We start from the raw sequence: 25,636 nt of genomic DNA, 5'->3' as shown, positions 1-25,636 counted from the left end.
CCTGCCATGGATCGCCGCCAGTTCCTGCTCGCCGCCACCGCTGCCGTTCCCGCGCTCATGCTCGGTGGCAAGGTGTTCGCCGCGCCCGCCTCGTCGCCGCGCTTCCTGCTGGTCTTCCTGCGTGGCGGATACGACGCGAACAACATGCTCGTGCCCTATTCCAGCGATTTCTATTACGAATCGCGGCCCACCATCGCGCTCGCCAGGCCGGACGCCGGCAATCCGAAGGCCGTGCGCGCACTCGACGCCAACTGGGGTCTCACCCCTGCGCTCGCCGCCTCCATGGGGCCGCTATGGGATAAGCGTCAACTCGCCTTCGTTCCGTTCTCGGGCACCGACGACCTTTCGCGCAGCCACTTTGAAACGCAGGACAACATCGAGGCCGGTGAAGCCGGCGACGCGCGCCGTTACAGTTCGGGCTTCATGGGCCGTCTCTCCGGCGTGCTGCGCGGCTCGCCGCCGATCGCGTTCACCGATGCACTGCCGCTGAGTTTCCGCGGTGCCGGCGACATCCCCAATATCTCGCTCAAGGGCGGCGGCAAGGCCGTTTTCGACGACCGTCAATCGAAGATCCTGGCCAGCATGTACCAGGGCACATCGTTGCAGGCAGCCGCCACCGACGGCCTCCAACTTCGCCAGGAGGTGGCCCAGGATCTGCAGACCGAAATGGTCGCGGCCAGCCGCGGCGCCGTGAACGCGAGGGGCTTCGCGCAACAGGGCCAGCGCATGGCGACGCTCATGCGCGATCGCTTCCGCCTGGGTTTCGTCGATGTCGGCGGCTGGGACACGCATGTGAACCAGGGTGGCGCCGACGGCCAGCTCGCCAACAATCTCGACCAGCTGGGCCAGGGCCTGGCCAGTTTCGCCGACGGACTGGGCGAGGCGGAATGGAACAAGACGGTGGTGGTCGTGGTTTCCGAGTTCGGCCGCACCTTCCGCGAGAACGGAAACAAGGGCACCGATCACGGGCACGGCACCACGTACTGGGTACTGGGTGGCAAGGTCAACGGCGGCCGCGTCGCCGGCCAGCAGGTGGCGGTGAATGCGGCCAGCCTGCTGCAGAATCGCGACTACCCTGTGCTGAACAACTATCGCGATCTGCTGGGTGGACTCATGCGCCGCACCTACGGCCTGTCGGATGCGGACCTCGCCACGGTCTTCCCCGGCGCGAAGCCTCGGGACCTGCAGCTCGTCTAGGGCTGCCAGGTCTGCCCGTCCGGGTCCGTGAGCTGGCGGTCGAGGTAGAACGCCGCGCTGATGAAGGCCAGATGGGTCAATGCCTGGGGGAAGTTACCCAACGGATCGCCGCGAAGGCTCAACTCTTCGGAGAACAGCCCCAGGTGGTTGGAGTAAAGCACGCCGCGCGCCATGATCTCGCGCGCTTCGTGCAGGCGACCGGCGCGGGCCAGGCACTCGACGTACCAGAACGTGCAGGTGGTGAATGCGCCCTCGCCGCCTTCCAGTCCGTCGTCGTTGCGATACCGGAACACCATGCCGTCGTCGGTCAACTGGTCGCGGATCGCGTCCAGGGTATCGAGCCAGACCGGATCCGTGGCGGAAACGAAGCGGACCAGCGGCATCATCAGCAGCGAGGCGTCGAGGTCGGTGCCTCCCTTGGACTGGACGAAATAGCCGTGTCGCGGATGCCGGAAATGAGTCCAGATATCTTCGGCGATGCGGTCGCGTTCCGCGGCCCATTCGACGATCGGCGCGGGCAATGAACGCTTGTTGGCCAGCCGCACGGCACGGTCCAGCGCCACCCAGCACATCAGGCGCGAGTGGAGGAACTCACGCTCGGCATCGCGAATCTCCCAGATGCCTTCATCGGCTTCCCTCCAGTGGCGCATGACATGGTCGACCATGCGAACCACGTGCAGCCAACCGCTGCGACTGATCGCCCGGCCGTACTTGTTGGCGAGGTAGAGGCTGTCCATCAGCTCGCCGAAGATGTCCAGCTGCGTCTGGCTGCGCGCCGCGTTGCCGATCCGTACCGGCTTTGAATCGGCGTACCCGGCAAGATGGACGAGGACGTCCTCGTCCGCCGCTTCGCCGCCGTCGATCGCATACATGATGCGCAGTGCCGACCGCTGGTCCAGATCGCCGAGCCGCGCTTCGATCCACCGGCGGAAGTGCTCCGCCTCCTCGATGTAACCCAGCCGCATGAAGGCGTAAACAGTGAACGAGGCATCGCGAATCCAGGTCGCCCGGTAATCCCAGTTACGTCCTTCGCCGGTGGCCTCGGGCAGGCCGAAGGTCGCAGCCGCGGCCACCGACCCATGACGGTGCGACGTGAGCAGCTTCAGCACCAGCGCCGAGCGATCGACACGCTCGCGCCAGCGCCCACGATAGCTGGACTTGCGCGTCCAGCGACGCCAGGCCTCGGCGGTCTCGTTGAACGCGGCAGCGCACTCGAGCGCATCGAGCGGATCGTGCGCCTCGTCGCAGAGGACGAACCAGACCTCTTCGCCGGGCCCCAACTCGAACTCCGAGTGTGCGCCGCCCTGGTCGTCGTCGATCATCACCGGGACGGAGGAAGCCAGGCGTAATGATTGCGGTCCGTCGTGAAATACGACCGTCTCGCCATACGCTTCGACCTGCGGCACGTTCTTCGCGTAGCCCAGACGGGGGCGACAATGCACGCGAATCCGCACCCTGCCACGCGGCACACGCAGGCAGCGCAGCACGCTAAGCGGCACGCGTGGATCGGTCGCCGGGTGTGGCATGAAGTCGGTGAGTTCAACGCTGCCCGCGACCGCCATCCAGCGTGTCATGAGGATATTGGTTTCGGGCACGTACAACTGCATCGTGCGCGCGTCCGCGAGGCTGGGCGTCACGCTGAACTCGCCGCCCTTTTCCGGATCGAGAAGTCCTGCGAACACCGTCGGACTGTCCATGTGCGGCCAGCACATGAAGTCGATGGTCCCATCGCTGGCGACCAGCGCGGCGGTATCGAGATTGCCGATGATGCCGTGCTCGCCGATGCTCCGGCCGGGGACGGGATTGTTCGGTGCGTGGGCGATCGGGCTACGGGCCTTTGGCATCGCGCAGGAATGCCACAGCCCGCGTGAAGAACGTCAGAACTCGAGCCGGTAGGCCACCTTCACCAGGCCCTCTTCCACATCCTTCAGGCCAAAGCCACGGCGAAACTGCGAACCCACCGTATCTTCGGTGTCTTCCTCGTAGCCACCGCGGTTATAGACGATATAAAGGTTGGACAGCGGCGCGATCTCATAGCGGTAGCGGATCTGGAAGCCGAGGTTGGCCACGCCGAGCCCGTCGACGTGCTCGCTGGTGGGTATCGCCCGTCCCTCGGGGCTGATCTCGTAGGCCTGGCGCAGCTTCGCGCCGACGGCCAGCGTCTGCAGCTTCACGCGCAATTCCTGCCTGTTGCCGAAATTCCAGTTCACCCCGCTGTCGATACCGACCGTGCGGCCGTCGTACGAACCGACCAGGTTCGAGACCTGCCCGCCCCGGTCCTGCCAGATCAGCCAGTTCGGATCCCACTCGTAGCTTGCGCCGGCAAAGATGCTGAAAGCGTCGGTGATGAAGTAGGTCGGCGTGAACTTGAAGTAATAGGAAAGACGGTGATATCCCGTGAGCTGGTTGCCGCCGATGAACCCCTCGTCCTTCCAGCTCCAGTGGCCGATGCGCGGGCTCTCCCGCTGGTAGGTGAGCTTGGCGGTCGGCGGCGTGTGCAGTGGGTTGCCGCCGCGCGTGAGCAGGTCGTCGTAGGCCGCGGTGAACGCATCGAGTCGCCACTCTTCGTCACCGCCGTCACGACGCCGGCTGTCACGCTGGATACGGAAGCGGCGGGAGATGCGCCGGCCCTCGGTGTTGTCCTGAGCCGAGACGCGATAGCGCCAAAGATGCGACGCATACGCGGAATCCGCAGGCAGATCGGTATCGCGCCGACGCACTTCCCAGTGCAGGTATTCCATGTCGTTGCGCGGCAGGTAGCCAAAGTCGTCGATATCGAGCCGATGGCCGAAGTACATGCCCAGCCATTGCTGGCTCCATACCGGGTTCATTTCCCAGTAGACGATGCTGGTCGCACCGAGCCCCGACGCGTTCGCCTGTGGCTGGTCGATCTTGCTGCCGACCACGTTGCTGGTAACGGTGAACGTTTCGCTCGGTTGCCAGCGATGATCGAAGCCGAGCACGTTGGCATCGCGGTTCAGGTAGGGATGGTTCACCCGCGTGGCAAGCATGCCGAAGGTCTGCGTGCCCTCGGTCTGGGTGAGGCGGAGTGCACCGAAGGTACGGCCGTCGTCACCTTTTTCCTGCGCGGTGAGGATGCCGTAGCTGGTGTCGCCGACGCTGCCATTGACCTTCACCGCGGCGGAAATATCCGCCGGCCCATGGCCGTCGTCCGACTCGCCGCCCACACGCCGCGTGTAGACGAGCTGCGAGTAATCGTCGAGCAGGCTGAAGTCGAAGATGCCCTGGTTCTCGGTAAAGAACGGGCGTTTATCGGTGAAGAAGGTTTCTTCCGGCGAGAAGTTCACCACCAGGTCGTCGCTCTCGACCTGGCCAAAATCCGGATTGATGGTCGCCGTCAATTGGGTCTGCCCGTTCGGCTTCCACACGATGTCCGCACCTTCCTGGAACGAGGCGCCCCCGTGGGCACGGTCGACCCGGCCGACCACGTAAGGCGTCACCGCGAACAAGGATTGCGAATACGACGGCAGCGACACTTTCTGGAAACTGGAAAGGAACCGTCCCTGGTCGAACGCGATCGCCGGCCAGGCCATGCGCTCGCCGGTCGCGGCGATGACGCGATCGATGTACAGGCCGATGTGGCGGTTACCGCCGTCGGCCCGGCGCATCGGCGCGATGTACCAGGGAATCAGGATCTCGACCGAGTAGCCCTCGGCGTCCTCGCTGACTGCATGGTCCCAGCGACCGTCCCAGTCGTAACTGAAGTCGGATTCGTTGGTGATCACCTCATCCGCCACGCCACCCATGGAGCGGACTTCGAAGTCGTAGCCCACCCGGCCGTCGCCATCGAAATCCACCATGACATTGATGCGGTCGACCAGCGCGTCCTCGTCGCGGCGCGTCTGCTGCCTCGAGCGCGGAATGTCGGCCGATTGGGTGACACGGATGGCCACCGCCAAGCCCTTCGGCGTCGAGAGCACCCAGGCCTCGGTGGGCTGGCTGCCCGGCTTGCCGGTCTTCGGCTGGGTGTCGCGGAAGTCGGTGATGTGTTGCGCGCCGGCCCATTCCGCCGGGTCGATGTGACCATCGATGGTCACCTCGGCATGGGCCGAGAAAGCCGCGAGGCAAAGTGTGGCGAACAGGGCGAAGCGGCGATGCATGGGTCATCCGGGACGTGGAATCTTGCGGATAGGATGCCTGCCGTCTCGCAAGGGTTTGCCATGACCCATGGCCCATGCGCTCAGCCGCTCTCCCTGATCAGCTCGATCAGCGCGCGGAGTGTGGCGGGCACGTGGCGCCTGCCTGGGTAATACAGGCACAGGCGGTCGAATGGCGGCGTCCAGTCGTCGAGTACGCGTTCGAGCGTGCCCGCCGCGAGATCGTTCGACACATGGAACTCGGCCAGGTAGGTCAGCCCGAGGCCGGCACGCGCCGCCTCGAGCATCAGGTCGGTCTGGCTCAGGGTCAGCTGGCCCTCGACATCGATGCTGATCGCTTCGCCGTGGCGTTCGAACTCCCAGCGGTAGATGTGTCCGGCCGGCATGCGTGCGCGTATGCAGCGGTGCCGACCCAGATCCGTCGGCGCGTCTGGACGGCCGTACGTCGCGAAATACGCCGGCGAACCGACCACGGCAAAGCGAATGGGCGAACCCAAGGGCACGGCGATCATGTCGCCGGGCACTGTGTCCAGCGTGCGGAAGCCCGCGTCGAAACCCTCGCGGACGATGTCGATCATCCGCTCTTCGGTGACCAGATCGAGGTGCACCTTCGGGTAGCGCTGCAGATAAGGGATGAGGAAAGGCAGCATCAACGAGCGCGCGGCGCCCGTCGACGAATTGAGCCGGAGGGTGCCGCTGGGCGTGGTCGCGTCGTCGCCTGCGCGGACGATCGCATCGCGGATGCCGGCCACGGCCGGGGCTAGGTCGGCGACAAACCGCTCACCGGCCTCGGTGAGGCGAACACTGCGCGTGGTCCGGTGGAATAGCCGGGTGCCCAGGTGAGCTTCCAGCGACGCCACCGACTGGCTAAGCGCCGACGTGGACATCTCCAGCTCGCCCGCGGCCGCACGGAAGCTGCCCAGGCGGGCCACCGCGAGAACCGCCTCGAATTCCGTGAGTCCCGATCGCATTGTCCGCCTCTGCTTCATGCCTTATCCGGTTTTGTCCTGCTTATCAGGCTAATCCTTTGCGCCCATCCTTTCCATCGAAACCCTCCCCCTCTCGGACACCCTCATGCACACGATCGACCAGATCTATATCGATGGCGCCTTTGTGACCCCACATGGCGAAGAACGCTTCGCGCTGTTCAACCCGGCCACCGAGGAAGCCATCGGGACCGTCCGTCTCGCCGACGAGGAAGACACCCGCCGCGCCATCGCCGCGGCGAAGCGCGCCTTCCCGACGTTCTCCCGCACGACGGTGGCCGAGCGCATCGCCCTGCTTCGCCGGATGCATGCGGCCATCGAAGCGCGTGGCGACGAACTTTTCGCCGCCGTGCTCGAGGAATACGGTGCGCCGGCCAAGCGTGGGCGCTGGATGGTCCAGCATGCGTCCAGCGTCTTCCTCGACGCGATCGAGACGCTCGAGCACTTCGACTTCGAACGCCGCAAAGGCACGGCGACCGTGGTCATGCAGGCGGTAGGCGTCGTCGGCCTCATTACGCCGTGGAACAGCAATGCGGGCTTCATCTGCGGCAAGCTCGCCACGGCGATCGCCGCCGGCTGCACCGCGGTCATCAAGCCCAGCGAAATGAGTGCCCTGCAGACCCGTATCGTCACCGAGGCGCTGCATGCGGCCGGTGCGCCGAACGGTGTGTTCAACATCGTGACCGGCCGTGGCGACGTGGTCGGCGCAGCCATCGTGGACAGCCCGGACATCGCCAAGATTTCGTTCACCGGCTCGACGGCGGTGGGCAAGGGTATCGTCCGCGCCGCTGCCGATACCCTCAAGCGCGTGACACTGGAACTGGGCGGCAAGTCGCCCGTCGTGATCCTCGACGATGCGGACTTCGACACCGCGGTACCGCTGGCCGTGATGGCAGGCTTCGCCAACAGTGGCCAGGCCTGCATCGCGGGAACGCGCCTGCTGGTGCCACGCTCCCGGTTGGCCGACTTCGAGACGCGTATCGCCGCCGCGGCGAACGCGGTGATCTCGGGCGATCCTTCCGACCATGCGACCGATGTCGGCCCCATGGTGAGCCGCAAGCAGTGGGATCGTGTACAGGGCTATATCCGCAAGGGTAGCGAGGAAGGCGCACGCCTGATCGCCGGCGGCGAAGGCCGTCCGCAAGGCCATTCGCGTGGTTGGCTCGTCCGGCCGACCGTGTTCACCGACGTGCGCAACGACATGACGATCGCGCGCGAGGAAATCTTTGGGCCGGTGCTGTCGGTCATCGCCTATGACGACGACGAGGACGCCATTGCGATCGCCAACGACACGCCCTACGGCCTGCAGGCTTATGTGCTATCCACGGACGCCGCACGCGCACGCCGCGTCGCCTCACGCATCGATGCCGGGCGCGTGCTGGTCAACACGCTCGCGCACGAGCCGAAGGCGCCGTTCGGTGGCTTCAAACAATCCGGACTGGGCCGCGAATACGGCAGCTTCGGCCTGGAGGCTTATCTCGAACCGAAGGCCCTGCTCGGCGTGGATGCCTGATCGACGTTCAATGCGATTTGGCGATATCCACGGCGGTCAGCGTCAAGGTGGTCCGATGGACGAAGCCGAGCTTCTCGTAGAGCCGCGTGGCGCCTTCGTTACCGGCGGACACGTGGAGGAAGGAAACCAGCCCCTGGGTGCGGTGGCGGTTCACCAGGGCCGCGAGAAGCGCGCGCGCCAGGCCGCGCCCGGCGAACTCCGGGTGCGTGCAGACCGCACTGATCTCGCGCCCGCCCGGGACGGCCATCCGCTCGCCGGCCATCGCGATGAGCCGGTTCTCCTGCAGCACGCCGACATAGGTGCCCAGCGACGCCGTGTGCTCGCGGAAGAACTCCGGGTAAACCAGCGAGGTGAGGGCTCGCATGCGCTCGCGGTGTTCGTTGCCGAGCACGGAGACCGTTTCCTCGGTCTCCAGCTCAGGGGCGTCCAGCGAGCGCACGAGTTGCAACGTATCCGGGACGGCATGGCCCGCGTCGGGCGCCGCGCGCAGCCACCGCTCCGGCAAGACCTTCGGCGCCACGCCAAGGAAATAACGGCGTCCCTCCAGCCGGGGGTCGTCGATCACCTGGGCAGCCCGGCTCGCCACCGCGACGAAGGGTGCATAGGCGTCGCCATACCAGAGCGCATCGCCCGATCGCCGCGCCAGCGCCGCGTGCTCGCCGGCGAGCGAGTACCACAGCGGGTTATCGAGTACGGAGGGATCCATGCCTGCCTTCGGATGACGAATGACACATCATGGGACTCAACCCGAGCGCACTACAACCGGCTCTGCTACTTTTCTCCCGGTTCGTACTCAATCCGGGGATCCCATGCTCGCTCGCACCTGCCTTGCTCTCGCCCTTGCCCTCGCCATGCCCGCCGTTGCCGACGAGGCGAAGAAGGCGCACACGCCCACGGCCAAGGAGCTGCTGGCCAAGTCCACCCCCGCCGAATGGCGCACCCCGGACCCGCAGAACCTGGTCTACATGGACCTGCCGCAGGGCCAGGTCATCATCGAACTGGCCCAGGACTGGTCGCCGGAACATGCGGCCAACATCCGCACGCTGATCCGCGAGCATTATTTCGACGGCACCCAGGTGATCCGCGTGCAGGATAACTTCGTCACCCAGTGGGGCGACCCCGATGGCGACGACAAGAAAAAGGCCAAGAGCCTGGGTAGCGCCAAGGAGACGCTCACACCGGAGTTCACGCGCAAGCTGGGTGGCAAGGCGATTCCCTTCACCAGGCTGCCGGACGGCGACGTCTATGCACCGGAGGTGGGCTTCTCCGAAGGCTTCCCCGTGGCCCGCGACGCCAAGGCCGGCGAAGCATGGATCGCCCACTGCTACGGCACGGTCGGCGTCGCGCGCGATGTCGGCGCCGAAACCGGCAACGGCAGCTCGCTCTACGCGATCATCGGCCAGGCCCCGCGTAACCTCGACCGCAACCTGGCCGTGGCCGGTAAGGTCATCAAGGGCATGGAATTCCTCGCGGCGTACCCGCGGGGCGGCGAGCCGATGGGCTTCTACGACAAGCCCGAACAACGCGTGACGATCAAGAGCGTGCGCCTCGCCGCCGACATTCCCGAAGCGCAGCGCACGCCGATCCAGGTCCTACGCACGGACAGCAAGACCTTCGCCGCCGTGATCGAGGCCAAGCGCAATCGCAAGGACGATTTCTACACCCGCCCGGCGGGGAAGATCGACCTGTGCAATATCGGCGTGCCCGTGCGCGATCCTTCGAAGCCCGCCGCGCCCTGATCGAAAAGCATCGCCGCTGGGACGCGCCCTGTCCCGACGTCTTCGTCGTTTCGATGTCTTCGTCGTTTCGATGTCTTCGTCGTCCCGATGTGGGAGCCGCTTCAGCGGCGATGCTCCCCGATCAAACCCGCGGATCATCACATAGCTTTCACGCGCACCCGCCCAAAAAGAGCCCGGCAGCCGCTCAGGATGCCATCACCATTTGCCAAGGAGACAGGCATGAAAATTCAGGTAAACGCCGTTGGCGGCGATCAGACGATCCTTCAGGTAGATCCCGACGAATCGGTAGACGACCTCAAGGCGAGGCTCCAGGACGTCAAGGGGCATTATCCCGACGACCAGACACTCGTTTTCGCTGGCCGAAACCTTGAAGGCGGCAAGTCACTGGCTGACTACAACATCACCGAAGGAAGCACCGTCAAACTGGTGCTGAAGTCCAACTAGCGGCCCGGCGCACCACCGGGTTCCGGACCGGATGTGGTCGCGTCCCGCGCGATCACATCCTCACGCAGCGCGCGAAGCTTGAGCTTCAATTTCTGCTCGTTCTCGGGGCCGACGCGTATCATGAACTTCTGCCCGACCGACAGCTGTTCGAGGCCCTGGTTCGCGTAGACGTAACCGACCTTCTCCGGAAGCAACTGCTGATTACCCTTCGGCTCCGGCGCGGCGAGCAGGTGATCGATCACCTCGATGAGGCGATCGTTGAAATAGCCATCCGTACCGAGGTCGCGATACGCCTGCTGGAACAACGGGTAGTTGCGTTTGTACCAGGCGGCCGCAGCCTTCGTATTCATCCTGTCCGCCACGTACATATAGGTGGCGTAGCGCTCGGCGTTCTTCTTCGACGCCACGAAGTTGCCGTCGTCGGAAACGACCTGGAAACGTCCGGTCGGGGTGTGCAGGGGCACCACGTTCATGCCGACGCTCTGCTTGGGTAACGCGTCGATGGTGGAAACCATGCGCGAAACGATGGCTTCCGGTCGCAACAGCGATTTCAAGGCACCGTCACTGGTCAGGGCCATCAGCCCGGCGAGTACGTCGTCGTCGCTCTGATCCAGTGGCGGCAGGGCGGCCGTGGATCCGCTGGCCGGGCCGATCGGATGCTGCACGAGTGGCGTGTCACGCACCGAGGTCGACGACGCCGAGGCGGCTGGACTGCTGGAGAAGGCCGGCGCATTCAGCGCGTCGCGCGCCTGCTTCTCGCGGTAGACGAAGATGCCGACCACCACGAGAATCGCGACGACAAGCAAACCTGCAACCCACTTCGAACCCGTTGACTGACTACTCAACTTTCCTACTCCTGCAGAACCAAGCCCCCATGGGACTACGAACGGCAGCGATGGTTCAACATTGACTCTTGCGCCGTGGGCCGTTATGCGCCTAGTCTGGTCTCGCCGGGCATTCCCCCATGGCCAGGCACCAGGGCATTACCACATCGATATCGTCTGTAGGAGGAACCATGGCTTTCTCTGCACGGCAAGACGCTGCCCCTTTCTCCGGCATCAATGTCACCCCGCTCGTCGACGTCCTTCTGGTCCTGCTGATCATCTTCATGATCTCGGCACCGGTGATCGCGCACAAGGCACGCGTGGACCTGCCGTCGGCCGGCTCGCAACCGCCAACGGCGATGCAGGAACCCATCGATATCACGATCGAACCCAATGGCATGACCTTCTGGAACCACGTGCTGGTGACCGACGCCGCACTGGCGACGCAGATGCAGATCCTCGGCTCGCAAGAGGGCGACAAGCCGGCGATTCACATCAGCGCGTCGGACGACGCCTCGTACGAGGACGTGGCGAAGGTGCTGGCCGAGGCTAAGGTGAATGGGTTGTCTAAGATTGATTTTGTGAGTCGGTGAGCTGCGCCGCGCCGGGGGATATCTCCGCCCGGCGCTCTATCGCTAGCACCCATCGCCGATGAATCGGCTCCCACAAGAGCTGTTCGAACTACATGTTGCGACGGTATTCGCCGCCCACGTCGTATAGGGCGTGGCTGATCTGGCCGAGGGAGTTGTTCTTTACGGCGTCCATCAGCTGTTCGAACACGTTGCGGCGTTCGCGTGCGGTTTTCTGCAGCGTGCGCAGGCTTTCCGGGGCGAGGCTGTTACGGGCGCGGCCGTAGAGCAACACGTTGTCGATCTGCTGGCCCTTTTCTTCTTCCGTGGAGCGGATGAGCTCGATCTCGGTGGAGATCTCGCCGCCGTGATCCTTCGGCAGGAAGGTGTTGACGCCGATGAGTGGAAGCGAGCCGTCGTGCTTCTTGTGCTCGTAGTACATCGACTCTTCCTGGATCTTGCCGCGCTGGTACATGGTGTCCATTGCGCCGAGCACGCCACCACGCTCGCTGATCGCTTCGAACTCCTTGTAAACCGCCTCTTCGACCAGATCGGTCAGTTCGTCGACCACGTAGCTGCCCTGCCAGGGATTCTCGTTGAAGTTGAGGCCGAGCTCACGGTTGATGATGAGCTGGATGGCGACGGCACGGCGCACGCTTTCTTCGGTCGGCGTGGTGATCGCCTCGTCATAGGCGTTGGTGTGCAGGCTGTTGCAGTTGTCGAACAAGGCATACAGCGCCTGCAGCGTGGTGCGGATGTCGTTGAACTGGATTTCCTGCGCGTGCAGCGAACGGCCGGAGGTCTGGATGTGATACTTCAGCATCTGGCTGCGCGCACTGGCACCGTAACGCTCGCGCATGGCACGGGCCCAGATGCGACGCGCGACGCGGCCGATCACCGTGTATTCCGGATCCATGCCATTGGAGAAGAAGAACGAAAGGTTCGCGGCGAAGTCGTCCACCTTCATCCCGCGCGCGAGGTAGTACTCGACGATGGTGAAGCCGTTCGACAGCGTGAAGGCCAGCTGGCTGATCGGATTCGCGCCAGCTTCGGCGATGTGATACCCGGAGATCGACACCGAGTAGAAGTTGCGCACCTTGTGGTCGACAAAATACTGCTGGATATCGCCCATCATGCGCAGGGCGAACTCGGTGCTGAAGATGCAGGTGTTCTGCGCCTGGTCTTCCTTGAGGATGTCCGCCTGCACCGTGCCACGCACATTGGCTAGGGTGAAGGTCTTGATCCTCGCATAGGTTTCCGCGTCGACCACTTCCTCGCCCGAAATGCCGAGCAGGCCGAGACCCAGGCCATTGTTACCCTCGGGCAAGCCACCGGTATACGTCGGGCGGTTGCCGTCGGGGTACAGCTGCGCGATACGCGCCTTGACGGCATCCCAGCGGGACGGATCTTCGTTGAGGTACTTCTCGACGTTCTGGTCGATCGCCGTATTCATGAACATGGCGAGGATGATCGGCGCGGGACCGTTGATCGTCATCGACACGGACGTGGACGGCGCCGACAGGTCGAAGCCGGAATACAGCTTCTTCATGTCGTCGAGCGTGGCGATGGAAACGCCGGAATTGCCGATCTTGCCGTAGATGTCCGGACGCGGCGCCGGATCTTCACCGTAAAGCGTGACCGAATCGAACGCCGTGGACAGGCGCGCGGCCGCGCCGCCCAGCGAGAGGTAATGGAACCGGCGGTTGGTCCGTTCGGGCGTACCCTCGCCCGCGAACATGCGGGTGGGATCCTCGCCGGCACGGCGATACGGGAATACGCCGCCGGTGTACGGGTAGTAACCCGGCAGGTTCTCGCGCATGAGGAAGGAAAGCAGCTCGCCCCAGTCCTTGGTCTTCGGTGGCGACACCTTGGGAATCTTCTGGTGGCTCAGCGAGGTCCGGTAGTTCTCGACGCGGATGACCTTGTCGCGCACCTGGTACTCGGTGAACTCGTCGGTGACCGAGGCGAAGCGCGAAGGCCACTCACGCAACAGCGCGATGGCTTCGCTGCTCAGCTCGCGCACGGCCTCGTTGTAGCGCTGGCGCAGGGTGGACAGCGAGCGATCGCCGTCGACGCCGAGCGCGTCGTGATCGTACAGGTCGAACGCGCGCGGCAGCATGGCATCGCCGATGTCCTTGAGCGATTCGAAATAATGCTGCGCCTTGCTGGCGGCCTCGGCCTGTTTCGCGATACCGGTGTTGACCCCACGCCCCTGCTCGGCGATCTCGGCGAGGTAACGCACGCGATTGCCGGGGATCAACACGGTGGCACGCGGCTCGCGCAGCGTGGTGTCGATATCCGGCGTCCAGGCAGCTTCGGGCAACGAAAGCTTGCCGCGCATGAGGCGGCAGAGATTGGCGAACATCCAGGTGACGCCCGGGTCGTTGAACTGGCTGGCGATCGTCGGGTAGACCGGCACGTTCTCGTCGGCCATCTGGAACGCCGTACGGTTGCGTTTCCACTGCTTGCGCACGTCGCGCAGCGCGTCTTCGGCGCCACGCTTGTCGAACTTGTTGAGCACCACGAGTTCGGCGAAGTCGAGCATGTCGATCTTCTCGAGCTGGCTGGCTGCACCGTATTCGCTGGTCATCACGTAGACCGGGAAGTCGACGAGATCGACGATCTCCGAGTCGCTCTGGCCGATGCCGGCGGTCTCGACGATGACCAGGTCGTACGCCTGTGCCTTGAGGAAGTCGATGCAGTCGTGGAGCACGATGGAGGTGGCCGCGTGCTGGCGGCGCGTCGCCATGGAACGCATGTAGACACGCGGGCTGCGCAGCGAATTCATGCGAATGCGGTCGCCCAGCAAGGCGCCACCGCTGCGTCGGCGCGTCGGATCGACCGCAAGCACCGCGATGCGGATCTCCGGGAAGGCGTGCAGGAAGCGCAGCAGTAGTTCGTCGACCACACTGGACTTGCCGGCACCGCCGGTACCGGTGAGGCCGAGCACGGGCGTCTTGTTCCCGGCGAGCTGCCATTCCTTGCGCAGGCGTGCGAGTTCGGTCTCGGGCAGCAGGTCTTCCTCGATGGCCGAGAGCATGGCGCCGATCGAGATCTCGTCTTCCACCGACGCCGCCGCCGGCGCCACCTCGACCCGCTGGCTGGCGGCCGCGCGCGTCCGCGCCATGACGTCTTCGATCATCTCGGTGAGGCCGAGCTTCATGCCGTCGTTCGGGTGATAGATGCGCTCCACGCCGTAGGCCTGGAGTTCGCGGATCTCTTCGGGCGTGATCGTACCGCCGCCGCCGCCGAACACACGGATATGACCGGCGCCGCGCTCGCGCAGCATGTCGACCATGTACTTGAAATACTCGACGTGACCGCCCTGGTAAGACGACAGGGCGATGGCGTCGGCGTCTTCCTGGAGCGCCGCGCGCACCACGTCCTCCACCGAGCGGTTGTGACCCAGATGGATCACTTCGGCGCCCTGGCTCTGGATGATGCGACGCATGATGTTGATCGCCGCGTCGTGGCCATCGAACAGGCTCGCCGCCGTGACGAAGCGCAACGGCGTCGCCTCCGCGTCGGTGTGGCTGGCGGGGACGTGCTTGGGCTGCGAGCTCATGGAAACTCCGGGGAAGGATCGACTGCGGTGGGGAACCCGCCAATTCTAACGCCGGAGGCCGTGCGGGCTCTGGTGCGGTGCAGCGAAGCCGATGTCCTATGCCTTGGCCAATCCCGCCGAGTACGTGCTTGCCCGGTGGGTGGTGATCCCCGCCCGTTGTTCGTGTCCCAACGGCAGTTCCGGATCCACGATGAACACCTGTGGACGCGTATTCGGGCCGGTCAGCTGCATGAGCACGCGCTCGCCCAGGCTGCCCTCGTGGTGACGGATTTCATTGGCCAGGGTGGCGGGCATCGGCGGCTCCGCCGCCTGTTCGGGGTCGTCCCAGAGATCGCCGACGCGATGGAAGTGTTCCTCGCTGATCTCGACCCAGACGCCGATGTGATAGTCGTCCTTGCGGCCCTGCACCGGTAGCGGCAGGGTCGCGCGCAGGAAGAAACGTTCGTCGTCGATCACGCAGGCATCGTCGCTCTCGTAGACGTCGAGCGAGCGTTCGTCGTTGGGCATGTCGAAAATGGCATCGGGCCGGCCGTAGCTGAGTTCCAGCTCGTCTTCCTCGTGCGTCGCTCCACAGATCGCGCAGGTAGCTGTCATGGGACCGCTCCGTGAGGTAGACGCCGATGGTAGCTCAGCTGACCTCCGCCCCACCGAGAAAGGCGATCGCCATCGTCATGACGCCTTCATCGTCGACGATGCGGCGATGGCCCAGGCGCCGCGTCTTCAGCAGGACGGCACCCGGCCAGAGGCGTGCGTACAGCTCGCCCTCCTCCACCGGCACGTCGCGATCGGACTCGTCGTGGACGATCAGCGCCGGCTGCGTACGCTGCGGCGCATGCCTGCCCACATGGAGCGCCTCGATCGACACGCCGGTCCGTGCGGCGAGCGCGCGATGCAAGGGTTCACGTAGATGTTCACTCAAGCGCACGAAGCGGGCGAAGCGGCGAGTCGCCGCCATCGGGTCTGCCGCCGGGGCAATGAGGACCACGCGCTTCGCGCTCCAGCCCTCGCCCAGCGCCAGCGTGACCGCGGCACCGCCCAGCGAATGCGCGATCACGCCTTCCGCATCGCCGTAGTGGCGGCCGATGGCCGCGACCGTGCGGGCGAAATCCGGCAGGGTGCACAGCGTACCGCCGCTCTGCCCGTGCCCCGGCTGGTCGAAAGACACCGCGGCCCAGCCCCGGGCGAGAAGCGGCGGCGCCCAGCTTTCCCAACGCAGGCCCATGCTCGACCAGCCGTGCGCCAGCAGCACATAAGGTTGCGTGGACGGATCGCCCCAGACATAGGTGACGATGGACTCGCCGGCGACGTCCACCCTTTCCTTGCGCGCGGACATGGTCGCCTGCGCATGGGCCGCCCGTTGGCGGCTGCTCGGTAGTGGCGTCTGGAAAAGCCGGGCCGCGTGGGCCACTGTCCGGGCCGGGGCAAGCCGACTGCCGAAACGGTAGGCGAAGCGGATGCCGAGCAGGGTCGCGACGGTGCGCACGCCAAAGCGGCGGGGTGGCTTCATGAGAGGGAACCGGTGAACCGAGGGGATGGGCGAGCTTTCACGAAGCTGAACACTAGTTCGGAGGGTGGGTCAACCCGGCGCAAGGAAACCGCGTTCTGGCGCACGAATCCGCAACCGCGGACGTCCGAGGAGGAGAGAGACACCATGACGACCCTGACCCGCAAACTCGTTGCCCTGGCGGCCCTTGGCTTGGCCGCGGGTGCTGCCAGCTACACCCCGCCAGCCGCCGCGCGGGAATATGTCGAGGTCGTAACCATGCGCCCGCCGCCGCCGCGCTTCGAGCGCGTCCCGCCGCCGCGCTCCGGCTACGTCTGGGCCCCGGGCTACTGGAACTGGTACGGTGGCCGCTACGTCTGGGTCGGCGGACGCTGGAACGCCTTCCGTCCTGGCTACGTGTACCGCCCGCCGGTCTGGCGTCCTTACGGCCGCGGCTATCGCATCGAGCGTGAGACCTGGGTCCGCGACCCGCACTGGCACCGCTGACCCGTCCGGTGACGCCGGTTGCTGCGGCGCACCCACACGGACGCCAACAACGGTTTAAACTAGGCAACTGACACGACATCTCGCCCCCGCCCACCGGCCGGGGCGATTTTTTTGGACGGTCATTATCGACTCGTGATCCCCATCACGGGTCTTCACCTAGAAGCGCGGTGCTGCTGCCGCTTGTAACTGGAGTTTGCGTTCGATGATTTTCGAAACCATCGCCAACACGGGCCACGAAGAAGTCGTCTTCTGCCATAACAAAGACGCCGGCCTGAAGGCCATCATCGCGATCCACAACACGGTGCTTGGCCCGTCGCTGGGCGGCCTGCGCATGTGGCCGTACAAGACCGAGCAGGACGCCGTGAACGACGTGCTCCGCCTGTCGCGCGGCATGACCTACAAGAACGCGGTGGCCGGCCTGAACCTGGGCGGCGGCAAGGCCGTCATCATCGGCGATCCCTCCAAGGACAAGTCCGAAGCGCTGTTCCGCGCCTTCGGCCGCTTCGTCAATTCGCTCAACGGTCGCTACATCACCGCCGAGGACGTCGGTATCGACGTCAACGACATGGAATACGTCTACCGCGAAACCGAGTACGTCACCGGCGTACACCAGGTCCACGGCGGCTCGGGCGATCCTTCGCCGTTCACCGCCTTCGGTACGCTGCAGGGCCTGATGGCCGCGCTGCAGACCAAGCACGGCAACGAAGACGTGGGCAAGTACAGCTACGCCGTGCAGGGCTGCGGCCATGTGGGCAGCGAGTTCATCAAGCTGCTCCGCGAGCAGGGCGCCAAGGTGTTCGTCACCGACATCAACAAGGATGCCGTGCAGCGCTGCGTCGACGAACTGGGCTGCGAAGCCGTCGGCCTCGACGAGATCTACGATGTCGATGCCGACGTCTACAGCCCCTGCGCGCTGGGCGGTACGATCAACGAGCAGACCATCGACCGGATCAAGGCGAAGATCATCTGCGGTGCGGCGAACAACCAGCTGGCTACCGACGCGATCGGCGACGAACTCGCCCGCCGCGGCGTGATCTACGCACCGGACTACGCCGTCAACGCCGGCGGCGTGATGAATGTCTCGCTCGAAATCGACGGCTACAACCGCGAGCGCGCCATGCGCATGATGCGCACGATCTACTACAACGTCGGTCGCATCTTCGAGATCTCCGCGCGCGACAACATCCCGACCTACAAGGCCGCGGACCGCATGGCCGAAGAGCGCATCAGCGCGATCGGCAAGATCCGCCTGCCCCACATGGGCAACGGCGCGCCCCGTTTCCAGGGTCGTATGCGCGGCCAGTAATCGCTACGCGTATTGGGCAACAGGAAAGCCGCCGGATTGATCCGGCGGCTTTTTTCTTATTTCTTCCGGTACCCAAAGGCCTATTCCGCGACGCGGTGCGTCGTCTAGATTCATGTCTCAACGGAAAAAGGACATGGACATGGATGCGCAAACCGTCAAAGCAGGCATGCTCGACCCCTCGTTCGGCGACAACGGCAAGGTCACCCTGAGATCCGGCAACGCGATCACCCATGCGTACAACATGGCGACGGGGGATGATGGGTACATCCTCGTCGCCTTGTCAGTTCCCGGCGCCAATATTTCTATCGGTTCGAAATTCGGTCTTGCCAGGCTTCACCCAGACGGGCAAATCGACGACACCTTCGGAGTGAATGGATACGCTGTCTATGAAGGCCGCGGCGGGACAATCGAAATCGGTTCATCAACCGTGCTGCCACCGGCCGCCGGCACACCGTTCGAACCGCACCTGCCCTCCACGGAAGTCGCCATCGGGGCAAGAGGCCTTCAACCCTTCCTTCTGCCGGACGGCAAGATCCTCTTGCACTGCAGTCTCGGCCCACCGCTCACAGGCGCAGCCCAGGAACCGTTCCTTGCGAAGTTCAATGCCGATGGCTCGCTCGACGCATCGTTCGGCGAGGGTGGCACGCGATACCTCGACATCGACGTCGCAAACCATGTTCTTATCCATGCCACCGTCATTCCCATGCCCGACCGCAAGATCACTGTAGTGGCCCGCAGGCTTCGCAGAGATGGGAAGGTCGACGCCTTGATCGTGCGGTTGCTCGAGAATGGGCAGATGGACGCTTCCTTCGGCGAGGAAGGCACCCAGCCCGTGTCGTTTCCGGGCGGCCGGGACGATAACGTTCATCATGCCGTCCTTCAGGGGCAGAAGTTCGTGCTTGGCGGCAACAACGCATCGCAGGCGCTCGTACGCCGATTCCTTCCCAGCGGCGATATCGATGGGCCATTTGGAACCAATGGCACATACCACCTACCTGAAGAGGCCGATCCGGCCGTCAGTCGCCCATGGCTCGAACAGCTGCTCGCGAGCGGCGACGGCGGCTTTATTGGCATAGGCACAAACGCGATTGGCTCGGGTAACGGAAGCTTCCGCGACTACGGATTCGTCGTCGGCATCGACGCCAACGGCCACCCGAATCCGGGCTTTGGCGACGGAAAGCCCATCTCCACTCCCGATCGCCTTGGACAATCGCGGCTGACGACAGGCGCGTTCGATCAAGCAGGCAATCTCCTCGTCGCCGGCTCGCTAGGCGGTGGGTCGGCACGTGGCTTCCTGGTTGGGCGGTACTCACCCGCTGGGATACCGGATGAATCGTTCGGCGACCATGGCTTTGCATACATCGTTCTTGGCTCGCCCAAAGAGATTGCGCGGGGCTTCGCCTTGCAGCGCTCCGGAGGGATTCTTCTTTCGGGGCAGATCATCGATACCACTACCCCGTGGAAGAGTGCGGGAGTAGTCATGCGCGTGCGGTCGGCACCCACCGCGCTTTAACGTTCAAGGACGCGGCATGGCGGTCTGTCATCGCTACTCGTCGTCATCGCGAGGACTCCGTCATCCTATTCACCCACGCAAGGAGCAAAAGCAACCATGGGAATGCAGCAGGGAACCGTAAAGTGGTTCAACGTGACAAAGGGTTTTGGCGTTGTTGCCCCCGATGACGGAGGAGAAGATGCCATCGTGGTGTCGAGCGACATCCAGGGAACCGGCGACAAAGCGTTGAAGGAGGGAGACCGGGTTTCCTTCGAGATCGAGAAAACCGCGAAAGGCTCCGCCGCTCGCAATGTGGCAAAAATCGCGTCTTCCTAAGCACTACGCGAAGCCGGCAAGAGGAGATCCGCTGCGTTGATCCGCCGGTTTTTTTCGCTCTTGCGCCTACGACGTTTGGTCGGGACACAAGGCGTTCGGGGCGGTGACCACGGACTTATGATGCATTCGGCGATACGTCCGGCGGCTTCGAGGCCATGGATGCGCGATCGCCCCAAAGATCATGCAGAGGAAAATGTCATGTCGGATCGCGAGAACGGGAAGGTCAAATGGTTCAATGATGCCAAGGGATTCGGCTTCATCGAGCGCGAGAATGGCCCCGACGTATTCGTTCACTTCAGATCGATCGAGGGTAGTGGCTTCAAGTCGCTCAACGAGGGCGACAAGGTCACATTCACCGTCACTCAAGGGCAAAAGGGACCGCAGGCGGAAAAGGTCCAGAAGGCCTGAATCGCAGCGAACGAGCCTGCTGTGGAGCGCGCCGTGATGCGCGCTCCATTCTCATCCGTCACAGGACTGTTGGAGGATGCGAATGAAAAAGCACGAACAACGCAAATCTTGGGCGATCGACACGAGCGTCGTACCGACGTGGCCACGCGCCTGCTTCGAAGCGGAAGCCAGGGCCGACCTTCGCGAGACGATCCGCCTGCCCTATCCCCGGCGATCGCTCAAGGCAGGCGACCGGGTATCGTTCGATCTTGGTGAGGGCGTCGACGGCCCCCTGTACGCGACCAACGTGCGTCTGATCGAGCCGGAGTGACGCTGGACGGTCGTCGTCGCGCCGGCCATCGATCAACGCGCCGCGGCGATCATCTGCGCGGCGGCCACGGCTGGCGTGGGCGAGGCGATCATGGCGCCCAGGCTCAGCAGGCAGATCAGAACGCCGGCGACGAAGAAGCCTTTCAGCATGGCGGTCTCGAATTTCATGGTCGTTCTCCTGGTGACGATGAATGAAGCGGGGTCGTGATTACCGTTGCATCGGGCGTGCCAACCGCCGAAATCTCCTGCAGGGCGCATTCCCATGCGGTTTCCGCCTGGGAACCGCCGTGCCGGCGCGTGTCCGCGGACGATGTGCGCGGCGTCCGGGGGCGGGTCTGCCCGGGGGCGGGTCTGTCCGGGGCGCGGGTCTGTCCGGGGTGGCAGGTCTGTCCGGGGGCGCGGCGCTGCCGGTGCCCTTGTGGGAGCCGCTTCAGCGGCGATCCCGCGGCAGCGGGCCGGCTTTCGGCTAGTACCTATCGCCGCTGAAGCGGCTCCCACAGGGGTCCCACAGGGCTTCCACAGGGGTCCGGCAGGGGTCCGACAGGGGTCCGACCGGAGTTACCGCAAGGGCGACCGCAAGCCCCGCCGCAGGTCCCTCCCCCTGCGACAATCTGCTACACTTCGATCACCCCGGGCTATCTTGTAAGGCTTTGCCTACATGGAGCTTTTGGGTCAAGGGGGACGCCGTTCGCGGCGGCAACAAACCAGACCTTTCCGAACACGACTTTCGTCGCCTCGATGACGGCGTGGCTGCCCTTGTGCCTGGGGCGACCGTGTCCGTCCGGGGATGAAATGGACTTACCGAGCTTATGAGCGCGATCCCAGCCGAAACCTTCACCTTCGACGACGTGCTCGCGCGTCTGCGCTCCGTTCTGCATGAGACCTTCGAGATCGACCCTGCCAAGGTCACCCCGGAGGCCAACCTGTTCACCGATCTGGAGCTGGACTCCATCGACGCCATCGATCTGGCCATCCAGGTGCAGGACATGACCGGCACCCGGATCAAGCCCGAAGACTTCAAGAGCGTGCGCACCGTGGGCGATGTGGTCGCCACCGTGCAGACCCTCGTCGCCCGCTGAGCGGACCGATGGCGGGCAGGCTCGGTCCCCGCGACACCGCGGTGCGAACCTTCGCGCCCTGCGCTGTCGTTCCGATCTACAACCATGGAACGACCATCGCCGCGACCGCCAACGCACTCGCCAGGCATGGGCTGCCTGTGCTGATCGTGGACGACGGCTCGGATGCGCCGACACGTGCGGTCCTCGATGCGCTGGTCGACGGCCGCAGCGACCTCCGCCTGATCCGCCTGCCCGCCAATGGCGGCAAAGGTGCCGCGCTCAGCGCCGGCTTCCTTGCCGCCCATGAGGCCGGCTATAGCCATGTCCTGCAGATCGACGCGGATGGCCAGCACGACACCGCCGACGTGCCGCGCTTTCTCGACGAGGCGCGAGCCGCGCCGGACGCGATGATCTGCGGGCGCCCGATTTACGACGACTCCGTGCCGCGTGCCCGCCTCTACGGGCGCTACCTCACCCATGCCTGCGTCTGGGCCGAGACCTTGTCGTTCGACATCCAGGACTCGATGTGCGGCTTCCGGCTCTACCCGCTCGACGCGACGCGCGCCGAGATCGCGCGCAAGCCCTTGCCGACCCGCATGGACTTCGACACCGAGATCGCCGTTCGCCTCTTCTGGCGCGGCGTGCCCGTGCGTAACCTGCCCACGCGGGTGATTTATCCGGAGAACGGCCTGTCGCATTTCCGCATGTGGCGCGACAACGCGCGTATCACCGCGATGCATACGCGCCTGCTGCTGGGCATGCTGCCGCGTGCGCCGCGCCTTCTCCTTCGCAAGTTCAACCGCGGGAACCCCTGATGCGCCGCCTTATCGCATTCCTCGCCCTGCTCTGCGCGTTCGCCGCGCAAGCGCAATCGCCCACGCTTACCGACGAGGTGCTCGGCCATCTCGCCAGGCACCCACACGTGCGCGCCGAGTTCACCCAGAGCCGTGAGAATCCGGCGCTGGCGGAGCCGCAGCTGAGCCATGGCGACCTGCTCTTCGTGATCGGACACGGCATGGTCTGGCACACGCGAGATCCCTTCGAAGACACCCTGGTGTTCGCCGCAGGTAACACCTCGCGGTTGAATGCGCAGGGCACGCTCGACCGTGTGCGCGACGGCAATCGTGGCGTCGGCCAGGTTTACGGGATGCTGCAGTCGTTGCTCGCCGGCAAGTCGGACGATGCCACGCGGCAATTCACGATCGACGCCGAGGGCACACCGGCACGCTGGACCCTGCACTTCGTACCGCGACAGGCGCGCGTGGCGAAAGTGCTCGCCGGCATCACGCTCAAGGGCGACGACTTCCTCCAGTCGATCGAAGTAAGCCTGGCCAACGGCGAGCGCACCGTGATCACCTTCGCCAATACGCGCGATGCCGGCTCGCTCACGCTCGTCGAAGCCAAGGTGCTCGGCATTCCATGAAGGCGTTCTCGACCGCGCAACGCGCTGGCCTGTTCGCAATCGCGTCGCTGGTCGTCTGCCTTCTATGCGCCTGGCTGCTCTTCGGTCGCGGCACCTCGCCGCTGCAAACCGATGTTCTCACCCTGCTGCCCGCGACCGAGCGCCATCCGTTGGCCGAGGAAGCCGTCGAGCGGCTCGCCCGGGCCAGCGGCGATCGGATGGTGCTGCTCGTCCACAACGAGGACGATGACGCCGCGAAAGCGGCAGCCAGGGAGCTCGGCAAGGCGCTGCAGGCCGATCCCGTCTTTGCCTCGGTGATCGCGGAGTTGCCGCCGTTCGATCTCGACCAGCTGGTCACGCCCTTCCTGCCGTTCCGTTTTCACCTGCTGACGCCGGAAGACCGGGCCGCGCTGACCACCCCGGGCTTCGATCCAGTGGATGCGCTGAAGCGCCGACTCAACCAGCCCTTCGGTGCCAATGTCGGCGCGAAGCTCACCGACGACCCCTTCGGTTGGATGCAGCACTGGCTGGACCGCCAGCCGTGGAATCGCTCGGCGCTGGTGCCCGAGGACGACCTGCTCACCGCGCACCGCGACGATGGCAGCTATGTGCTGGTCGTCGCCACGCTCGAGGGTTCCTCGTACGACGACCTCGTGCAGCGTCGGGCGCTGGCCACGCTGGAGCGTGCGGAGAGCGCGATGCTCGCCAGGCACCCGGGCACGACGTTGTTGCGCACCGGGGCGATCTTCTACGCCGCCTCAGCCCGCGCTGCCGCCGAGCACGATACGCATGTCGTCGGCATCGCCTCGACCGTCGGCATCGCGCTATTGCTGCTGCTGGTGTTTCGCTCGCTTCGGCCGCTGCTTATCGCCTTCGTTTCCACGGCCCTGGGCGTCATCGGCGCGATCGCCACGACCGTGCTCGTCTTCGGCCAGTTGCATCTGCTGACCCTGGTGTTCGGCGCGGCCTTGCTCGGTGAAGCGGTCGATTACTCGATCCAGTACCTGTGCGCGCGTGCGAATGCGGGTGCGCAATGGAACGCCGAGCGCGGCGTACGCCAGGTCCGTCCGGCGCTGCTGCTCGCGCTGGCTACCTCCCTGCTCGGCTATACGCTGCTTGCCATCGTGCCCTTTCCGGCGCTACGACAGATGGCCGTGTTTGCGATCGCCGGCATGGCGATCGCCTGTGCCAGCGTGTTCTGGCTGCTGCCCGCCCTGGCGCAGAAACCCGCACGCGCGCCGCTGTCGCCAGCCCTCGTTCGTCTCGCCCTGGGCTGGCAGCGCATCGCCTCGGGGCGCCGCGCGTTGTTCGGGGTGGCCGCGCTTTGTGTCGTCGCCGTTCCGGGCTGGCTCCGCCTGGGCCACGACGACGATATCCATCTGCTCATTGCCCCGCCGAAAGCCCTCGAAGCGCAGACCGCGACGATCCGCGACGTCGCCGGCTTCGGCGGCGGCAGCCAGTTCTGGCTGGTCGAAGGCGCCAACGCCGAGGATGTGCTCCAGCGCGAAGAAGCACTGACCGACCGGCTGCAGACCTGGGTGAGCGACGGCAGACTCGGCGGCTGGACCGGGATCAGCGCCATGCTGCCTTCGGCGCATCGCCAGGCCGCGAACCTCGCGGCGCTGACACCGCTGTTCTCGCCACGCGAACGCATGAGCGCCTGGATGGGTCAGGCCGGCTTCCGTGCGGAAGGCGGTGCCGGCTTCGTCGCCGCATGGCCGGGGCGCGCTTTCACCCTGGACGACTGGCTGGCCATGCCGGCGTACACCCCGTTCCGCTATCTATGGATGAGTGGTGGCGCACACGGCGTCGGCAGCATCGTCGTGCCGCAGGGCCAGGACGATGTCGACCTGCTGCGTACCGCGTCCGATGGCCTGCCTGGGGTTACGTTGGTCGACAAGCCGGCGAGCATCACGGCACTTTTCGGTCGCTATCGCGGTTATGCGGATGGCTGGCTGGGCGGTGCGCTCGCCCTGGTCGGTCTCGCTTTCCTGTGGCGTTACGGCGCTCGCGCGGCCTGGCGCGTCCTGTTGCCGCCGGCCGCGGGCATCGTGCTGAGCGTGGCCGCCCTGGGTTACCTCGGCGAGCCGCTGACACTGTTTCACGTCATGGCCCTGATGCTGGTACTCGGTGTCGGCGCGAATTACGCCGTCTTCCTGCGTGAAGGCGAACCCCATGTCGCCCATATCCCCGGCGCGGCCTACGCGGGTGTGCTGCTTTCGGCGGTAACCGCCCTGCTCTCCTTCGGCCTGCTCGCGCTCAGCACGACGCCGGCCTTGCGACACTTTGGCCTTACCCTGCTCCTCGGGATCGGCTTCACCGCGCTGCTCGCGCCGGTGAGCGTCCCCGCACCGAAGAACCGAACCGCATGAACAACGCA

At 65.1% G+C, this 25,636-nt stretch carries 24 protein-coding genes; 15 read left to right on the top strand and 9 right to left on the bottom strand.

What is annotated here, in order from left to right; genetic code table 11:
* Positions 1 to 6 precede the first annotated feature (6 nt).
* Entirely contained in the window at positions 7 to 1,197 is a 1,191-nt protein-coding gene (locus VM621_RS04150; protein WP_325467730.1) for a DUF1501 domain-containing protein, read from the top strand.
* On the opposite strand, the gene VM621_RS04145 is transcribed toward VM621_RS04150, so the two are convergent.
* The 3 genes from VM621_RS04145 to VM621_RS04135 form a co-directional block, all read right to left on the bottom strand.
* On the bottom strand, positions 1,194 to 3,041 hold the full coding sequence (locus VM621_RS04145; RefSeq protein ID WP_325467729.1) for a glycoside hydrolase family 15 protein: 1,848 nt from the start codon (positions 3,039 to 3,041) through the stop codon (positions 1,194 to 1,196). The genes VM621_RS04150 and VM621_RS04145 overlap by 4 nt on opposite strands.
* Before the next feature lie 33 nt (positions 3,042 to 3,074).
* A complete protein-coding gene (locus VM621_RS04140; protein WP_325467728.1) occupies positions 3,075 to 5,318 on the bottom strand; it encodes a DUF5916 domain-containing protein in 2,244 nt (747 codons plus the stop codon).
* Between the two features lie 80 nt (positions 5,319 to 5,398).
* A complete protein-coding gene (locus VM621_RS04135; protein WP_325467727.1) occupies positions 5,399 to 6,286 on the bottom strand; it encodes a LysR family transcriptional regulator in 888 nt (295 codons plus the stop codon).
* Positions 6,287 to 6,389: 103 nt separating this feature from the next.
* Here VM621_RS04135 and VM621_RS04130 point away from each other — a divergent pair, with 103 nt between their 5' ends.
* Positions 6,390 to 7,814, top strand: coding sequence for an aldehyde dehydrogenase family protein (locus VM621_RS04130; protein WP_325467726.1), 1,425 nt, complete (start codon positions 6,390 to 6,392; stop codon positions 7,812 to 7,814).
* 7 nt (positions 7,815 to 7,821) lie between these two features.
* On the opposite strand, the gene VM621_RS04125 is transcribed toward VM621_RS04130, so the two are convergent.
* Positions 7,822 to 8,520, bottom strand: coding sequence for a GNAT family N-acetyltransferase (locus VM621_RS04125; RefSeq protein ID WP_325467725.1), 699 nt, complete (start codon positions 8,518 to 8,520; stop codon positions 7,822 to 7,824).
* A 103-nt stretch (positions 8,521 to 8,623) separates the two neighbouring features.
* Between VM621_RS04125 and VM621_RS04120 the strand changes: the two genes are divergently transcribed.
* Both VM621_RS04120 and VM621_RS04115 read left to right on the top strand, forming a co-directional pair.
* On the top strand, positions 8,624 to 9,553 hold the full coding sequence (locus VM621_RS04120) for a peptidylprolyl isomerase (RefSeq protein ID WP_325467724.1): 930 nt from the start codon (positions 8,624 to 8,626) through the stop codon (positions 9,551 to 9,553).
* 219 nt (positions 9,554 to 9,772) lie between these two features.
* Positions 9,773 to 9,997 (top strand): ubiquitin-like protein, encoded by a 225-nt coding sequence (locus VM621_RS04115; RefSeq protein ID WP_325467723.1) that lies wholly within the window; start codon positions 9,773 to 9,775, stop codon positions 9,995 to 9,997.
* Here the strand turns inward: VM621_RS04115 and VM621_RS04110 are convergent.
* Positions 9,994 to 10,842, bottom strand: a complete 849-nt coding sequence (locus tag VM621_RS04110) for a DUF3014 domain-containing protein (protein ID WP_325467722.1) — start codon at positions 10,840 to 10,842, stop codon at positions 9,994 to 9,996. The genes VM621_RS04115 and VM621_RS04110 overlap by 4 nt on opposite strands.
* A gap of 170 nt (positions 10,843 to 11,012) precedes the next feature.
* Between VM621_RS04110 and VM621_RS04105 the strand changes: the two genes are divergently transcribed.
* Entirely contained in the window at positions 11,013 to 11,414 is a 402-nt protein-coding gene (locus VM621_RS04105) for a biopolymer transporter ExbD (protein WP_325467721.1), read from the top strand.
* 88 nt (positions 11,415 to 11,502) lie between these two features.
* Here the strand turns inward: VM621_RS04105 and VM621_RS04100 are convergent, their stop codons facing one another.
* From VM621_RS04100 to VM621_RS04090, 3 genes are all read right to left on the bottom strand, one after another.
* The gene (locus tag VM621_RS04100; protein ID WP_325467720.1) at positions 11,503 to 14,955 is read right to left on the bottom strand and encodes a methylmalonyl-CoA mutase family protein; all 3,453 of its coding nucleotides are present in this window, start codon (positions 14,953 to 14,955) and stop codon (positions 11,503 to 11,505) included.
* Positions 14,956 to 15,051: 96 nt separating this feature from the next.
* Positions 15,052 to 15,549 (bottom strand): DUF2199 domain-containing protein, encoded by a 498-nt coding sequence (locus tag VM621_RS04095; RefSeq protein ID WP_325467719.1) that lies wholly within the window; start codon positions 15,547 to 15,549, stop codon positions 15,052 to 15,054.
* A 34-nt stretch (positions 15,550 to 15,583) separates the two neighbouring features.
* Positions 15,584 to 16,462: an alpha/beta hydrolase gene (locus VM621_RS04090; RefSeq protein ID WP_325467718.1), complete on the bottom strand. Its 879-nt coding sequence runs from the start codon at positions 16,460 to 16,462 to the stop codon at positions 15,584 to 15,586.
* 144 nt (positions 16,463 to 16,606) lie between these two features.
* Here VM621_RS04090 and VM621_RS04085 point away from each other — a divergent pair, with 144 nt between their 5' ends.
* From VM621_RS04085 to VM621_RS04060, 6 genes are all read left to right on the top strand, one after another.
* Entirely contained in the window at positions 16,607 to 16,945 is a 339-nt protein-coding gene (locus VM621_RS04085) for a YXWGXW repeat-containing protein (RefSeq protein ID WP_325467717.1), read from the top strand.
* A gap of 202 nt (positions 16,946 to 17,147) precedes the next feature.
* On the top strand, positions 17,148 to 18,251 hold the full coding sequence (locus VM621_RS04080) for a Glu/Leu/Phe/Val dehydrogenase dimerization domain-containing protein (RefSeq protein WP_325467716.1): 1,104 nt from the start codon (positions 17,148 to 17,150) through the stop codon (positions 18,249 to 18,251).
* Positions 18,252 to 18,390: 139 nt separating this feature from the next.
* Positions 18,391 to 19,764: a hypothetical protein gene (locus tag VM621_RS04075; protein WP_325467715.1), complete on the top strand. Its 1,374-nt coding sequence runs from the start codon at positions 18,391 to 18,393 to the stop codon at positions 19,762 to 19,764.
* Between the two features lie 96 nt (positions 19,765 to 19,860).
* The gene (locus VM621_RS04070) at positions 19,861 to 20,079 is read left to right on the top strand and encodes a cold-shock protein (protein ID WP_325467714.1); all 219 of its coding nucleotides are present in this window, start codon (positions 19,861 to 19,863) and stop codon (positions 20,077 to 20,079) included.
* A 198-nt stretch (positions 20,080 to 20,277) separates the two neighbouring features.
* Complete coding sequence (locus VM621_RS04065) at positions 20,278 to 20,487, top strand: cold-shock protein (protein WP_325467907.1); 210 nt, start codon at positions 20,278 to 20,280, stop codon at positions 20,485 to 20,487.
* A gap of 82 nt (positions 20,488 to 20,569) precedes the next feature.
* Positions 20,570 to 20,797, top strand: coding sequence for a hypothetical protein (locus VM621_RS04060; protein WP_325467713.1), 228 nt, complete (start codon positions 20,570 to 20,572; stop codon positions 20,795 to 20,797).
* A gap of 32 nt (positions 20,798 to 20,829) precedes the next feature.
* Here the strand turns inward: VM621_RS04060 and VM621_RS04055 are convergent, their stop codons facing one another.
* Complete coding sequence (locus tag VM621_RS04055; protein ID WP_325467712.1) at positions 20,830 to 20,964, bottom strand: hypothetical protein; 135 nt, start codon at positions 20,962 to 20,964, stop codon at positions 20,830 to 20,832.
* A gap of 641 nt (positions 20,965 to 21,605) precedes the next feature.
* Between VM621_RS04055 and VM621_RS04050 the strand changes: the two genes are divergently transcribed.
* From VM621_RS04050 to VM621_RS04035, 4 genes are read left to right on the top strand one after another with little or no spacing between them, the layout of a single operon-like run.
* Positions 21,606 to 21,875 carry an acyl carrier protein gene (locus VM621_RS04050; RefSeq protein WP_063572332.1) on the top strand — a complete coding sequence of 90 codons (270 nt, stop codon included), beginning with the start codon at positions 21,606 to 21,608 and terminating at the stop codon, positions 21,873 to 21,875.
* Between the two features lie 8 nt (positions 21,876 to 21,883).
* Positions 21,884 to 22,669, top strand: coding sequence for a glycosyltransferase family 2 protein (locus VM621_RS04045; protein ID WP_325467711.1), 786 nt, complete (start codon positions 21,884 to 21,886; stop codon positions 22,667 to 22,669).
* Positions 22,669 to 23,277, top strand: coding sequence for an outer membrane lipoprotein carrier protein LolA (locus tag VM621_RS04040; protein WP_325467710.1), 609 nt, complete (start codon positions 22,669 to 22,671; stop codon positions 23,275 to 23,277). Before VM621_RS04045 ends, VM621_RS04040 begins: the two co-directional genes overlap by 1 nt.
* Positions 23,274 to 25,628, top strand: coding sequence for an MMPL family transporter (locus VM621_RS04035; RefSeq protein ID WP_325467709.1), 2,355 nt, complete (start codon positions 23,274 to 23,276; stop codon positions 25,626 to 25,628). The genes VM621_RS04040 and VM621_RS04035 overlap by 4 nt, the downstream gene beginning before the upstream one ends.
* Positions 25,629 to 25,636 lie beyond the last annotated feature (8 nt).

Origin of the sequence: Luteibacter sp. (assembly GCF_035539195.1) — a bacterium.
GTDB lineage: Bacteria > Pseudomonadota > Gammaproteobacteria > Xanthomonadales > Rhodanobacteraceae > Luteibacter.
Note: the sequence above shows the minus strand (reverse complement) of the source record. Positions and strands in the feature narration are given on the sequence as shown.